We start from the raw sequence: 15,973 nt of genomic DNA, 5'->3' as shown, positions 1-15,973 counted from the left end.
TGTATAGTCTGCCGATGTAGTGTGTAACGCTGCATCAGCAGACTTTCTTTGTTTCTACCAAAACCATAAACGGATAGGAAATCACCAACTATTAACATGACAAAAGAGCTCAATCTTACCGAAAAACTTAAATATTACTTTGGCTTTGAGAAGTTCAAAGGTGATCAAGAAGCCATTATACGCAATCTTCTTGCAGGACATGATACCTTCGTACTAATGCCTACAGGTGGTGGTAAAAGCCTGTGTTATCAACTTCCATCACTGATAATGGAGGGTACAGCTATTGTTGTTTCGCCTCTTATTGCATTAATGAAAAACCAGGTAGATGTCATCAATGGTATCAGTGAAGAGGATGGTGTAGCGCATTATCTTAACTCATCTTTAAAGAAGGCTGAGATAGATAAGGTTCGTGCCGATATTGTTTCCGGACGCACAAAGCTACTTTATGTAGCCCCAGAATCTCTCAATAAAGAGGAGAATATGGCGTTTCTAAAGTCGGTGAAGATAAGTTTTTATGCGATTGATGAGGCTCATTGTATATCTGAATGGGGACACGATTTCCGTCCAGAATATCGTAAGATACGTTATGCAATAGATACTATTGGAGCTGCACCAGTCATTGCGCTCACTGCAACAGCAACCGATAAGGTGCGGACGGATATTATTCGTAGTCTTGGAATAGAGGATTGTGCCGAGTTTAAAAGCTCTTTTAATCGTCCTAATCTATACTATGAGGTACGTGCAAAGAGGAGTGATGACGATACAAGCAAGCAAATAATTAAGTTCATTAAGCAGCATACAGGTAAAAGCGGAATCATCTATTGTCTTTCACGTAAGAAAGTGGAAGAGTTGGCAGCCATCCTTCAAGCTAATGATATAAAGGCTGCGCCCTATCATGCAGGGCTTGATTCGGAAACGAGATCGAAGACTCAAGACGACTTCCTTATGGAGGAGTTGGATGTTATTGTGGCTACAATAGCATTCGGAATGGGTATTGATAAGCCTGATGTACGCTTCGTTATCCATTACGATATACCGAAGAGTTTGGAGGGATATTACCAAGAGACAGGACGTGCTGGACGTGATGGTGAGGAAGGGATCTGCATTGTCTTCTATTCAAAGAACGACTTGAAGAAACTCGAGAAGTTTATGGAAGGAAAGCCTGTAGCCGAGCAGGACATTGGTAGGCAGCTGTTACAAGAGACTGAGGCTTATGCTGAATCGTCTGTTTGTAGGCGTAAGATGTTACTTCATTACTTTGGTGAAGAATATCCAAAGGATAATTGTTGTATGTGTGATAACTGTCTGCACCCGAAGAAGAAGATTGAGGCAATGAATCAGCTCTTGATAGTTCTCCAAGCAGTGAAGGCTTTGAAAGAAAACTTCCGACAAGAGTATGTCATTGACTTCGTCAAAGGTAGGGCGACAGATGATCAAAAAGATCATAAGCATAACGAGCTTGATGACTTCGGTGCTGGCGAAGATGAAGACCCGAAGATATGGAATCCTGTAGTCAGACAAGCGCTTTTGGCTGGTTATTTGAAGAAGGATGTCGAGAATTACGGATTACTGAAGTTGACAGCAGCAGGCAAACGCTTCATGAAGTCGCCAACGTCGTTTATGATCGTAATGGATGCCGAATTTAAGGATGATGAGGACGATGATACACCATTGACGGGCACTGCTGTTCTCGATCCAGAGCTTTTCTCCATGCTAAAGAACCTTCGTAAGAAGATAGCACGTAAGTTAGAAATTCCTCCATACGTCATCTTTCAGGATGTATCCTTAGAGCAGATGGCAATGATGTATCCTATCAATGAAGAGGAACTACAGAACATTCAAGGGGTAGGAGCTGGTAAGGCGAAGCGTTATGGGAAAGAGTTTTGTGAATTGATAAGGCAACATTGCGAAGAAAACCACATCGAACGTCCCGAAGAACTACGTGTGCGAACGGTCGCAAAGAAGTCTATGCAGAAGGTAAAAATCATCCAAAGCATTGACAGACAACTCCCACTTGATGACATAGCTTCGGCTGAAGGACTTGATTTCGATGATCTTCTCACTAAGATTGAAGAGATTGTCTATAGTGGAACGAAGCTCAATATCGATTACTTCCTAGAGGATGTTTACGATGATGATACAATCAATGACATCTATGACTACTTCATGGACAGTGAGACAGATAGCCTAGATGTGGCAATGGAAGAGTTTGGTGGTGATTATAGTGAGGATGTTATCCGGTTGGTACGTATAAAGTTTCTGTCAGAGATGGCAAACTAATCGCATATAAAAAATATAATTTTGACTTAAAGGAAGTGCTTTCTTCGATTTGAAGAAAGGCTTCCTTTGTTGTGAAGAGAGGCTTTCTTTGATGTGAAGAAGGCGTCTCTTTTTTTTCAATTTCTTGTCTGTTGCTAACGAGGCCGGTTCTCTTTAGTTTGCAACTACTAGTTAGAAGATGTATGAAATGCACGAATCTTATATCCAGAAGAAGATCAGAACATCCGTTACTATATCTTTTTTCCATGTGATATTACAGATATTCTATTATCGTACTAAGCTGCCGTTAAATAGCTTTAATTCGATTAGAGAAAATGGAGAAAAAGCCTGTCTATTTGATAATTAATTACTAAATTTGCATGCAATAAATTTCCAAATCATTATGTCATCATTTGTTGCAGAAAAGATCAAGATGGACGGATTGACTTACGATGACGTCCTTTTAATCCCAGCTTATTCGGAAGTATTACCCAAAGAGGTACAGTTGAAAACCAAGTTTTCACGCCACATTGATCTCAATGTGCCCTTTGTTACAGCGGCAATGGACACCGTTACGGAGAGTTCAATGGCGATTGCCATCGCTCGAGAAGGTGGTATTGGTGTGATCCACAAGAACATGACTATTGAGGATCAAGCACACCAAGTTGCAATCGTGAAGAGGGCTGAAAACGGTATGATCTATGACCCTCTGACTATCTTAAAAGGTAGAACTGTGAAGGATGCACTCGCGATGATGGCCGATTACCACATTGGTGGTATCCCCGTTGTAGATGAGGATAACCACTTAGTAGGCATTGTGACCAATCGAGACTTGCGTTTTGAACGCCATTTGGATAAGTTGATTGATGACGTGATGACCAAGGAGAACCTTGTTACTACACATCAACAAACCGACCTTACTGCCGCTGCGCAGATTCTTCAAGAGAATAAGATTGAGAAGTTACCAGTAGTCGATAAGGACAATCATCTTGTAGGTCTAATCACTTATAAGGACATCACAAAGGCTAAAGATAAGCCTATGGCAAGCAAGGATGAAAAGGGGCGTTTGCGTGTCGCAGCAGGTGTTGGCGTTACAGGTGATACCATGGAGCGTGCCGAAGCATTGGTTGCTGCAGGTGTAGATGCTATCGTTATCGATACTGCTCATGGACATTCTGCAGGTGTTATTGGTAAGTTGCATGATGTAAAGACAGCCTTCCCTAACCTTGATGTTGTAGTGGGTAATATTGCGACGGCAGAGGCAGCTAAGTTCCTTGTTGATAATGGTGCGGATGCTGTGAAAGTAGGTATTGGTCCTGGATCTATCTGTACAACACGTGTTGTAGCAGGTGTGGGTGTACCACAGTTGAGTGCTATCTATGATGTTTATAAAGCGTTGGAAGGAACGGGAGTGCCATTGATAGCTGATGGAGGATTGCGCTATTCTGGTGATGTCGTGAAGGCTTTGGCAGCTGGAGGAAGCAGTGTGATGATTGGTTCTTTGGTTGCAGGAACAGAGGAATCTCCTGGTGACACGATTATATTCAATGGTCGTAAGTTTAAGAGTTATCGTGGTATGGGCTCTTGGGAGGCTATGGAGCAAAAGAATGGTTCACGTGATCGTTACTTCCAGAATGATATTCACGATGCAAAGAAACTAGTGCCAGAAGGAATTGCAGGACGCGTTCCTTATAAGGGAACTGTTCAAGAAGTTATCTATCAACTTGTTGGTGGTCTTCGTTCTGGAATGGGCTATTGTGGTGCTGCATCTATTGAAGATTTACACAATGCGAAGTTTACTCGTATCACCAATGCTGGTGTTATGGAGAGTCATCCACATGATATCACGATTACGAGTGAAGCACCAAACTACTCTCGTCCAGAGTAATTAAATAACTAGGAATCAACCGCCCTCTTCTCTGTAAAAGCAGTGGAGAGGGTATGTGTGTTTTAAATAATAACAATGAAAGTCAAGGCTCTTTTATTATTATCACTGCTGTCTACTACGATGGTATTTGGGCAGAGTGACCCAACCATAATGACTATCAATGGGCATCCAGTTAGTCGTTCTGAATTTGAGTATTCATATAATAAGAACAATGCTGAAGGAGTCATTGATAAGAAGAGTATAGCCGATTATGTGAACCTGTTCATCAATTATAAGTTAAAGGTGCAAGCGGCTTTGGATGCTCGTTTGGATACATTGTCTTCCTTCAAGCAGGAGTTCCTTACCTATCGAGATCAGCAGGTTCGTCCATCGTTCCTAACAGACTCAGATATTGAGAAAGCGGCTCGGGATATTTATCAAGAGACGAAGGAGAGTATTGATGCGAATGGTGGCTTATGGCGTTGTGCACACATTCTTGTAGGAATAAACCAGCGTGCGACAAAAGAAGAAGAATTGAAAGCTAAGGTCTTGGCAGACTCTATCTATAATGCTTTACAGCATGGAGCAAACTTCGGAGAGTTGGCTAGGAAGTATTCTGCTGATCGAGAGTCTGTACAGAATGGAGGCGAGTTGCCTTTACTACAAAAGGGGCAGACTGTACAGGAGTTCGAGCGTGCTATGTTGGCATTGAAGCCTGGTGAGATTAGTAAACCAACACTTTCTCCTTATGGTTATCACATTATTAAGATGATAGCACATGAAGGATTGGCTCCTTATGATTCGTTGCATGCAAGGATCTTACAGTTTATAGAGATGCGTGGATTGCGTGATCAGATTGTCGATAAGAAGTTAGATAGCCTTGTTCAGCAGGCAGGTAAGGGTGTAACTCGTGAGCAATTACTTGATAAACAACTTGCGGAACTGGAAGAAAAGGATGCTAGTTTGAAGAATCTTATCCGTGAGTATTATGATGGCTTATTGATTGTTGAGATGAGTAATCGTATGGTTTGGGATAAGGCTTCAGCAGATGTTACGGGCTTAGAAAACTATTTCCACAAACATAGGAAACAATATAAATGGACTGAACCACGCTTTAAAGGCATTGCTTATCATGTAAAGAATCAAGCTGATGTTGAGGCTGTGAAGGATTGTGTGAAGCGACTTCCTTTTGCACAATGGAATGATGCACTGCGTAAGACATTCAATTCTGATAGCACACTTCGCATACGTGTTGAGAAGGGAATCTTCCGTAAGGGTGATAGTGAACTTGTCGATAAGCAGGTGTTTGGAATGAGTGTTCCTGTGAAAGAGATGAAGGACTTTCCTATTGGTGCAACCTATGGTAAGAAGTTGAAAGCACCAGAGTCTTTGGATGATGTACGTGATCTTGTGGTTTCTGATTATCAAAAGGAACTTGAGAAGAATTGGGTCGATTCATTGCGAAAGAAATATAAAGTTGTGGTTGATAAGGCTGTGCTTGCTACAGTCAATAAGCATTAAGTGATAATAAAGGATTCAGATGAAGATAAATAAATGTAAGACAGGTGCTTTGCTCATAGGCGTTACGCTTGTGGCAATGGGCTTGCATGCAGGTGCCTTTCGTGCCTCTGCACCGCTAGTTCTAACAGATTCGGTAGATACGAACCAGGTTGATAAAGCCAACAATGTTGTCGATGAGGTGATATGGGTTGTGGGTGATGAACCAATCTTAAAGTCCGAAGTCGAGATCATGAAACTGCAAGGAGAAGCAGAGGGAATGAAGTGGGATGGAGACCCAGAGTGTGTGCTGCCAGAACAAATAGCTGTGCAGAAACTCTTCCTTCATCAGGCCGCCCTTGATAGTGTAGAGGTGACTGAGTCGGAGATAGCACAGGGAGTTGATCAGCAAATCAACTACTGGATTTCCTTGCCACAAATAGGTTCTAAGGAGAAACTAGAGGAGTTCCAACATAAGAGTATAGCACAACTTAGACAAGACTTGCATGATGATTATAAGAATCGTCAGTTGGTTCAGAAAATGCAAGAAAAGCTTGTTGGTGATGTGAAAGTATCACCAGCAGAGGTGCGAGAATACTTTAAGAAGCTACCAGTGGATAGTATTCCTATGATTCCAACTACCGTGGAAGTAGAGATTTTGACACAAACACCAAAGGTGGAGACAGAGGAAGTTAATCGTATTAAAAACCAACTACGTGACTATACGGATCGTGTAACAAAGGGGGAAACATCCTTTGCTACTTTAGCACGTTTGTACTCCGAAGACCCTGGATCATCGCGTCAGGGCGGTGAATTAGGTTATATGGGAAGAGGAGTGTTAGACCCTGCTTTCGCTGCAGTAGCATTCAATCTAACTGATCCGAAGAAGGTTTCTAAGATTGTAGAGAGCGAGTTTGGGTATCATATCATTCAGTTGATTGACCGTCGAGGAGATAAGATTAATTGTCGTCATATCCTATTGAAACCTCGTGTATCAATGGCTTCTATTGATGCTGCAAAGGAAAGGTTGGACTCTATTGGGCGCGATATTCGCAAAGAGAAATTCACTTTCGAAGATGCTACCGCATATCTTTCTGATGACAAAGATACGAAGAACAACCATGGTCTCATGGTCAACTCGTCAGATAACTCACGCACTTCACGCTTCAAGATGAAGGACTTGCCAACGGAAGTAGCACGAGTTGTTGACACCATGAAAGTTGGTGAGATCTCTGCTCCTTTTCAGATGGTTAACAATCGAGGGAAGGTTGTTTGTGCTATCGTAAAGCTAAAGAGTCGTACCGACGAACATAGAGCTACGATAACAGAAGACTTCCAAACTATGCGTGATATAGTTATTGCTCATCGTCGTCAAGAGATAATTCATGACTGGGTAGTAAGCAAGATTAAGAACACTTATGTTCGCATGAATCCTCGCTACAAGGATTGTAAGTTCAAGTATGAAGGTTGGATTAAATGACATTAGAAAACACTTATATATATAAGCTTTGCGGGCATAGAATCATGTTAATCACGATTCTATGCCTGTTTGGGTTATGCTATAACTGCCCTTCTATGGCTCAGAAAGTGACGGAAAAGAAGGGTAGTAAGTTCTATATAGACCATGCTGATAACCTTAGACACAACCAGATGTTGATGCCAGATGTGCAGATTGCAAAGGGTAATGTTCGGTTGCGTTATAAGGGAATGACGCTTAGTTGTGATAGTGCATACTTCAATGACCAATCGAATTGGTTTAAAGCTTTTGGTAAAGTTCATATGACTCGACCAGGTGGAGTGACGCTTGATTGTCGTCGTCTTCACTATGATGGTATGTCTCAGATGGTTCATGTTAGAGAAAAGGTTGTTGTTCGTCAGCCTGGAAAGTCGCTACGTTGTGATAGCTTAGACTATAACATGACATCGAAAGTTGCTAATTACTTCGGTGGTCGTGGAACCTTGGTTTACAATGGAAATACTGTTATAGCCGATCAAGGTGATTATAACACAGAGAGCCACGATGCGAACTTCTTTGGTAATGTTGTTATGTTTACTCCTAAGTACAGAATAACAACTCCTGAGGCACATGGTAATACAGAAACAGGTTTGGTACACGTTGTTGGCAAGTCAGTTATTCGAACAGCAAAGGGCGAAGTCGTGCATACTAACGATGGAACTTATAATAGTCGAACTGACAACATGGAGCTTAATGGCCGTTCAACGATTACATCTTCCAAGCAAGATGTAGAGGGAGATAACATCGTTTATAACAGTTCGACGGGTGAAGCCGAAGGGCATGGTAATGTAAAGATAGTCGACAAGGCCAATGACAGAACCATAATAGGTCAAGACGTATTCTATAATGAGAAGACAGGTCATAGCACTGCTCGTGGTAATGTGAAGATCGATGATCGTCGACAAAAGAGAGTGATAACTGGTGATGAAGTAATCTACAATGCCAAGTCTGGATATAGTGAAGGACATGGTAATGTGAAGATTATTGATAAGCTAAACCAGCGCACAATCACTGGTCGCGACCTTACTTATAATAGCAACACTCGCGAAGGAACAGGGGAAGGAAACGTCTATTATATAGATGAGAAACAGAAACATGCCTTCAAAGGAGACTATCTTCACTATACTGACTCGGCGGCTATAGCATTTGGCGGAAAGCCTGGTCCGATTGCAAAGGACTTCTCTCAGGGTGACACACTATTCGTTCATGCCGACACTATTAGTATGAAGGGATTCTACATGAACACGCCTAAGATGTATCGTGAAATCTATGGCGTCAACAACGTGAGGGCGTTCCGTACGGATGTACAAGCCGTATGTGGATTCCTTGTTGCTAATACGAAAGACTCTTGTATGACTATGTATGACTACCCGATAGTATGGAGTGGTAACCGTCAACTTGTTGGCGATTCGATTAAGGCATACATGAATGATTCCACCATTCGACAGGCTTATGTTTATGGCAATGCGTTCTCTATTGAAACGCTTCCAGATAAGCAACACTATAATCAAATATCGTCACGTGATATGCGCGCAGACTTTGTCAATGGTGCTGTTAGGCGTGTGGACGCATGGGGAAACGTAGAAGTTGTGTTCTATCATACCGATAAAGACAGTACGTTGATAGGGCATAATTACACGGAGACAGATACCCTTCGTATGTTCATAACACCCGAACGTAAGTTGAAAAAAATATGGATGTCTAAGGCAGATGGTGTGATCAGTCCAATGACGCAGATCCCCCCTGATCGCCTGACATTGCCTCACTTTGAGCTTTTTGATAATGTTCGTCCAAAGGATAAGAATGATATCTTCCGTCGTGCGGCACGTAAGACGGCAGCTACCAAGCGCAATGCTCAAGTCATCTTGCCACCTCGACAACGTATAGAGTGACCCCTTGTCAACCTATTGTCGTAATCATTTACGACAGTAGGTAGAATCATTTCCGACAATAGGTCAATTTCTCTTCACATTATTAACATCATTAACTCCTTTGAAATATGTTCTTCTTTCAATCATCAAAGCCCCGTCGTTTTCATCATGAATACATGTATGTTGACGAACGTAAAGAGTTTCTCTCGGATATAGAGAAGCGTGCGAAAAATGAGTTAGAACAGCAAGATGAGTCAAAGGAGGGATATCGTGAGGGACTTCAAAGGCGTCTTTCTCATAGCTTGCGACCACAAGTTTTGACACACAAACACAATCGTTTCACAGCCATGTGGGTGTCTTTGATACTCTCTGCAGGTGTTATAGCACTGCTTATCTTATTCTTGTTTATTGCTTAAGCATTATTAATCAATGAGTGATATCATACAACTTTTACCCGATAGTGTAGCCAATCAGATTGCAGCTGGAGAGGTGATTCAACGCCCAGCATCCGTTATTAAGGAGCTAGTAGAGAATGCCATCGACGCTGGAGCAACGTCAATTAATGTCTTAGTAGTTGATGCGGGGCGCACATCTATCCAAGTGATTGATAACGGAAAAGGTATGTCTGAGACTGATGCACGCCTCTCTTTCGAGCGACATGCAACTTCAAAGATACGGAAGGCAGATGATCTTTTCTCACTTCATACCATGGGCTTTCGTGGAGAAGCACTTGCGTCGATTGCTGCGGTGGCGCAGATAGAATTGAAGACACGCATAGCGAGTGATGATCTCGGTACTCATCTGTCTATATCGGGTAGTCGTTTTACGAATCAAGAACCTTGTTCTTGCCCTGTAGGAAGTAATTTCTTGGTTGAGAATCTCTTTTTCAATGTACCTGCACGGCGCAAGTTTTTGAAGTCGAACACCACCGAATTGAATAATATCATCAATGCTTTTGAACGCATAGTATTGGTTTATCCGCATATAGCCTTTACCTTATATAGTAATGGAACAGAGCTTTTTAATCTTCGGTCATGCAACTATAGACAGCGAATTGTTGAGGTGTTTGGTAAGAGACTGAACCAAGATCTCTTGTCAATAGACGTTGACACGAGTCTATGTCATATCCATGGCTTTGTCGGGAAACCAGAGTCTGCACGCAAGAAGACGCCCCAGCAGTACTTCTTCGTTAATGAGCGTTATATGAAACACCCGTATTTTCATAAGGCGGTTATCACTGCGTTCGATCGACTCATCCCTCAGGGGGAGCAGATTCCTTACTTTCTTTATTTTGAAGTACCGCCTACGAACATTGATGTAAACATTCATCCGACAAAGACGGAGATAAAGTTTGAGAATGAGCAAGCCATCTGGCAGATTCTTTTAGCAGCTGTGAAAGAAGCCGTGGGGCGCTTTAATGATATTCCTTCGATTGACTTTGATACCGAGGGGAAGCCTGATATTCCTGTATTCGACCCTCATTCTGGAACTAAAGCACCGAAGGTTGAAATCAACCCATCGTTCAATCCTTTTAAACAAACTGCCCAACCGCAGAAGCCGAGTGTGCCAGAGGGTTGGGAGGAGTTGTACTCTGGTTTGGATGGGAATGCAGAGATACGTCAATCGAAACTCTTTGAACAGGATGATTTAGATGTTAATACGACTCCAACAGACGAGAGTTTGATTATTTCATCAGCCTCTACAACCTCTACAAACGAGTCGATGATAGAGGAAAAGTCACCTTCACACTATCAGTATAAGGGTAGTTATATCATGACAGCGGTGAAGTCTGGCTTGATGATTATCGATCAACATCGTGCTCATATACGCATTTTATTTGAGGAGTACTTGCGCCAGTTGTCATCTCATAAGGCTCATTCGCAAAAGGTTCTATTCCCTGAAGTGGTGCAATTCACCGTATCTGACAAGCTAATCATCGATCGCATCCTCCCTGAAATGGCAGAGATGGGCTTCCAATTGGATAGTCTCGGTGGTGATAGTTATGCTGTGAATGGAGTGCCAGCAGGCATCGAAGGGCTCAATGCTGTTAGTCTTATTCAAGATATGGTGGCATCGGCTGTGGAGAGTGGGGCAAGTGTGAAGGAAGATATCGATCGTACACTCGCTTTGAGTTTAGCACGTAATGCCGCTATTCCACAGGGTCAGGTGTTGACCAATAGTGAGATGGATAACCTTGTTAATGAGCTTTTCACTTGTGAAAATGTCAATTACACGCCATCTGGCGAACCGATTATTGCGGTTATGAAGCAGCTGGACATTGAACATTTGTTTGATAGTTAAATGAGGAGAAGCGCCTAACGGAAGGTTGTGTACCTGTATTCCTCTGTCATAGAAATATGTCATTAAGACGACTTGTCATTGTGTCTTTAGGTCTAAAAACACGTCTCCTCTATCTTAGAAATATGTCATTACGACAATCAGTCATTGTTTCATTCTGTCTAAACCATGTCGGTAAAGGGTAGGGGAGAGCCTATTTTCAATCTTGTTTTACCCCTCTGCAGCATGATAAGAAGAGCGAACCAGCGGTCCACTCACCACATGCTTGAATCCTTTCTCCAATGCAATGCGTTTGTAATCGGCAAATTGTTCGGGTGTAATATAAGCTGATACGGGGAGATGGTGGGCTGTTGGTTGAAGGTACTGACCCAAGGTTAGACGCTTACAACCCGTTTTGAGAATGTCATCCATCGTCTCTAATATCTCCTCGTGGGTCTCTCCTAAACCCAACATAAAGCCTGTTTTGGCCGTAATACCGCACTCCGTAATCTCATGCAACACATCTAAACTTCGGTCATAACGTGCTACTGAACGCACAGAAGGCGTCAGTCGTCGCACAGTCTCCATGTTATGACCAGCCACATGGGGTTTTGTTGCCATCACCTGATGTATGAGTTCAGCTTTACCCATAAAGTCAGGGATAAGTAGTTCGACCTTTGTTTCGGGGTTCAAACGCTGTATTTCCTTGATAGTCTGTACCCAATGTGCAGCTCCATAGTCGTCTAAATCGTCACGATCCACCGATGTGATGACGGCATAACGCAGTCCTAAAGCCTTGATGGATTCAGCTACTCTTGTTGGTTCGTTGCTATCTAATGCTCTTGGCCGCCCACTCAAAGTGTTGCAGAAACGGCATTTTCGGGTACAGATATCGCCCCCAATCATCAGAGTCGCCGTGCGCGCCATCCAACATTCAGCCCTGTTTGGACATAACCCACTCGTACAGATGGTGTTCATGTGGTGTTTCGACAAGATTCCTGCGGTCTCTCCAGTAGACTTCTTCGATGTTAGATCAATCTTCAACCACTCTGGTTTCATCACGTGTGGTTTGCGTCCAAAGAGCAAGCGGAGTAGTTGTGAGAGTTGAAAGCCACGTATGATAGTCGACAAATCAGTGTTTTCTAAAATATTTTCAACAGCCTCTCTCGTAAACTCCACGCCTTTCAATGGTTTTAGAAGAGCGTTATCAATATCTCCAAGGAGGAAATAATCGCCCATCAAATTGATGTTTACAATCGTGTTATTCTTTAGTTCTATGTGTGCTTCCAGTGTTCCCACACCCTCGAAACGATGCTTTTTTACAATAGAATACTTCGGATTTTTACCATAAACAAAGCTGTCGGAGGCTAACTCCTGTTCTATTCTTTCAATTCCCTGCATATCCTCTTCGGTCAATTCTAACACCTCACTATGGCAGAATTGCTGTCGGGTATAGCGCATGAAGTCGGTTATTCCAATGTCAGTATATTGTGACACGTTGTTGACACGTTGCCGAACAGAATCGATACCCTTGCTCTTGAGCTTCGCAAGTGAGGGCGTGAGCGCATTTGAAAGGTGCGATAGTTGTGTGTTGAAAAGCAATGAATTATGCAGAACACAGCGGTTATCAAGTTGATAAAAAGCACATCCTGAGACCTTTGTGTCATTGATGAGAATATCATTTCGCCCTGATAATTGAGCATTGATACCAATACTTTGTAGCAAATTAGCCATGCGATTCATGTATTGAACGAATGCTTCATTCGCATTAGAGAGGCGTGAAATATACGAAAACTGTATGCACCCTTCATCGGCATAGATACATCCTCCACCACTCTTACGCCTGAATATGTCGATAGAATGTGCCTTGCAATAATCAACATTCACCTCATTTTCAATCAGTTGATTGCGCCCTAACATCACAGTAGGGGGTACACGCCATGCCAAGAAATAATCATCATCGGGGTAATGACGGGCTACGTATTCTTCGACAGCAAAATAGAAAGGTAGCTGATGGAGCTTATCTTGTTTAGGTAATAGTATATATTTCATTGTTTGGTATTGATTGATACTGCTTACAAATGTACGAACTTTTAGAAAAAGAGACGAAGTAATATGGGTAAAAAAACAAATGATTTTGTTGTAAATATTACTGTTCAGTGTTGCAGCTAGGTTTCTTCTACTTTTGAGGAGAAGTCTGTTTATCTGAATACAAATGGTTCACAATGTTTGAGGAGAACTCTTCTTAGGTGAATTTTTAGTTTGTTTTTTCTTCGTTATTTGTTTATTTTCTTATTAAAAATAGACTATTTTTTAGATGAAAACGGCTTTAAATCTAACGTAAAATAATCTATTTTCCCCAATGATAAAAGTCTTTCTCTGATAATGCAGAGCCTCATTTTGCAAATTAAAGGGAGCTGAAAGAATACTAAAAGAGCTTGTGTAACAAGCCTAATGACCTACTACAAGTACAACACATAACCGAACAGCAAGATATCAAATAGAAATGGAGAAAGATGTAAATAATAGCAACCTACATTAAAATAATTCCTTAATTGTTTGCCAGAAACAAAAAAAACACTTACCTTTGCACCCGCCTTACAGAAAGTGAGGGGCGTTTAGCTCAGTTGGTTTAGAGCATCTGCCTTACAAGCAGAGGGTCGGCGGTTCGAATCCGTCAACGCCCACGAATGGTTATCAACAAAAGAGAAGACTTCGTAACACTTGTTACGAAGTTTTCTTTTTATCTGTATAAAAGGCGTCTTCTTTTTTGTTTTATTATTATTTATCCTTGTGAGTTTACCGATTTTATTGCTAAATTTGCACCTATTATTAATCATCCATTGTTATGACTCTCGACACATTAACAGCCGTATCTCCAATTGACGGACGCTACAGAAACAAAACAGAACGTCTAGCTGATTATTTTTCAGAGTATGCTCTTATTCGCTATCGCATACGTGTAGAAATAGAGTACTTCATCACTCTTTGTGAACTACCACTACCTCAGTTGGCAAGTTTCAACCATGATTTATTTGAACAACTACGTGATATTTACCACAAGTTCGATGAGTCTGGTGCAGCAAGAGTAAAGGAGATTGAGAATACAACAAACCATGATGTTAAGGCTGTAGAATACTTCATTAAGGAGGAGTTCGATAAGATTGGGGGCTTAGATGAGTATAAGGAATTTATCCATTTCGGCTTAACTTCACAGGACATCAACAATACGAGTGTTCCACTATCTATCAAGGAGGCACTTGAGGAGGTGTATTATCCACAGGTGGAAGAGCTTATTCAGCAGCTAAAAGAGTATGCAGAAGAATGGAAAGACGTTCCAATGCTAGCAAAGACACATGGGCAGCCTGCCTCTCCTACTCGATTAGGAAAGGAAATAGAAGTATATGTATATCGTCTTAGTGAGCAACTGGAATCCTTACGCAGTTGTAAGTTTACAGCCAAATTTGGTGGTGCAACAGGTAATTTCAATGCGCATCATGTAGCCTATCCAACGTATGATTGGCGTGCTTTTGGCAATCTGTTTGTCAGCGAGAAACTAGGTTTGGAACGTGAACAATGGACTACACAGATTAGTAATTACGACCACATGGGTAGTATCTTTGACGCTATTCGTCGTATCAACACCATCATTATAGACCTTGATCGCGACTTCTGGATGTATATATCAATGGAGTATTTCAAGCAGAAGATTAAAGCCGGAGAGGTTGGTTCAAGTGCTATGCCACACAAGGTGAACCCTATTGACTATGAGAATAGCGAAGGTAACTTGGGTGTCGCTAATGCTATTTTGCAGTTCTTAGCACAGAAATTGCCAGTTAGTAGATTACAGCGCGACTTGACAGACTCTACTGTCTTGCGTAATGTAGGTGTACCACTTGGTCACAGCGTTATAGCTATTCAAAGTACGTTGAAAGGTTTACGTAAACTTATTCTCCATGAAGAGAAACTACGTGAAGACCTTGATGATACATGGGCGGTAGTAGCTGAAGCTATTCAAACTATCCTTCGTCGTGAGGCTTATCCACATCCTTATGAGGCATTAAAGGCTCTCACACGTACCAATAACAAGATGACTGAGGAGACAATTCATGAGTTCATACAGACATTGAATGTTAGTGATAGCGTAAAAGCAGAGCTCATGGCAATTACTCCACACAACTATACGGGAATTTAAAACATCCATAAATCATTAAAAAGAAAGATTATCCTTAATTCCGCAACACTATTATAAATTAAACTTTTTAAGTACCTGAGCAACAAAAAGTTGCTCAGGATTTTGCCATGTCAGAATTTTCACTTATCTTAGTGTTGCAAAAAAAAACAAGAGAATCCAACGATAGACATGGCGAAGATACAAATTAAATCTGAGAGACTCACTCCTTTTGGGGGATTATTTTCAATCATGGAGCAATTTGACTCCACATTATCATCTGTCATCGACTCAACCCTCGGTCTAAGGTGTAGATCGTTCGGTTATCAGTACAGCGAAATCATCCGTTCTCTCATGAGTATCTACTTCTGTGGCGGTTCATGTATTGAGGATGTCACTACTCATTTGATGAACCACCTCTCACTTCATCCGACACTTCGCACTTGTAGCTCTGATACTATCCTCAGGGCGATAAAGGAGTTGACGCAAGAAAACATTTCATACACATCAGATAT

9 protein-coding genes, 1 tRNA gene and 1 pseudogene are annotated in these 15,973 nt (G+C 41.8%); 10 read left to right on the top strand and 1 reads right to left on the bottom strand.

The features are described 5' to 3' along the window. The first annotated feature begins 96 nt into the window (after window positions 1–96). The 7 genes from recQ to mutL all read left to right on the top strand — a co-directional run bounded on the left by recQ (window position 97) and on the right by mutL (window position 11,311). Window positions 97–2,280 (top strand): DNA helicase RecQ, encoded by a 2,184-nt coding sequence (gene recQ, locus HMPREF9969_RS03375; RefSeq protein WP_009434471.1) that lies wholly within the window; start codon window positions 97–99, stop codon window positions 2,278–2,280. 382 nt (window positions 2,281–2,662) lie between these two features. Continuing rightward, complete coding sequence (gene guaB, locus HMPREF9969_RS03370) at window positions 2,663–4,147, top strand: IMP dehydrogenase (RefSeq protein WP_036894853.1); 1,485 nt, start codon at window positions 2,663–2,665, stop codon at window positions 4,145–4,147. Between the two features lie 75 nt (window positions 4,148–4,222). After that, window positions 4,223–5,647 (top strand): peptidylprolyl isomerase, encoded by a 1,425-nt coding sequence (locus tag HMPREF9969_RS03365; protein WP_036894850.1) that lies wholly within the window; start codon window positions 4,223–4,225, stop codon window positions 5,645–5,647. A 19-nt stretch (window positions 5,648–5,666) separates the two neighbouring features. Further along, the gene (locus HMPREF9969_RS03360; protein WP_009434455.1) at window positions 5,667–7,103 is read left to right on the top strand and encodes a peptidylprolyl isomerase; all 1,437 of its coding nucleotides are present in this window, start codon (window positions 5,667–5,669) and stop codon (window positions 7,101–7,103) included. A 95-nt stretch (window positions 7,104–7,198) separates the two neighbouring features. Then, window positions 7,199–9,031 carry an OstA-like protein gene (locus tag HMPREF9969_RS03355; protein WP_009434467.1) on the top strand — a complete coding sequence of 611 codons (1,833 nt, stop codon included), beginning with the start codon at window positions 7,199–7,201 and terminating at the stop codon, window positions 9,029–9,031. A gap of 107 nt (window positions 9,032–9,138) precedes the next feature. Further along, the gene (locus HMPREF9969_RS03350) at window positions 9,139–9,426 is read left to right on the top strand and encodes a hypothetical protein (protein ID WP_009434462.1); all 288 of its coding nucleotides are present in this window, start codon (window positions 9,139–9,141) and stop codon (window positions 9,424–9,426) included. 13 nt (window positions 9,427–9,439) lie between these two features. Continuing rightward, window positions 9,440–11,311: a DNA mismatch repair endonuclease MutL gene (mutL, locus tag HMPREF9969_RS03345; RefSeq protein ID WP_009434454.1), complete on the top strand. Its 1,872-nt coding sequence runs from the start codon at window positions 9,440–9,442 to the stop codon at window positions 11,309–11,311. A gap of 207 nt (window positions 11,312–11,518) precedes the next feature. Here the strand turns inward: mutL and lipA are convergent, their stop codons facing one another. Further along, window positions 11,519–13,339, bottom strand: a complete 1,821-nt coding sequence (gene lipA / locus HMPREF9969_RS12475) for a lipoyl synthase (protein WP_009434460.1) — start codon at window positions 13,337–13,339, stop codon at window positions 11,519–11,521. A gap of 560 nt (window positions 13,340–13,899) precedes the next feature. On the opposite strand from lipA, the gene HMPREF9969_RS03335 reads away from it, so the two are divergent. The 3 genes and pseudogenes from HMPREF9969_RS03335 to HMPREF9969_RS12470 all read left to right on the top strand — a co-directional run. Further along, a tRNA-Val gene (locus HMPREF9969_RS03335) sits at window positions 13,900–13,974 on the top strand. A gap of 161 nt (window positions 13,975–14,135) precedes the next feature. Further along, complete coding sequence (purB, locus tag HMPREF9969_RS03330) at window positions 14,136–15,482, top strand: adenylosuccinate lyase (RefSeq protein WP_009434474.1); 1,347 nt, start codon at window positions 14,136–14,138, stop codon at window positions 15,480–15,482. Window positions 15,483–15,650: 168 nt separating this feature from the next. Further along, window positions 15,651–15,973, top strand: a pseudogene (locus HMPREF9969_RS12470) (IS1380 family transposase); the annotation flags it as partial.

The sequence above is a fragment of the Prevotella sp. oral taxon 306 str. F0472 genome (genome assembly GCF_000257925.1).
Lineage (GTDB): Bacteria > Bacteroidota > Bacteroidia > Bacteroidales > Bacteroidaceae > Prevotella > Prevotella vespertina.
The sequence above is the reverse complement of the archived record's forward strand: the minus strand, read 5'-3'. Positions and strand labels throughout refer to the sequence as shown.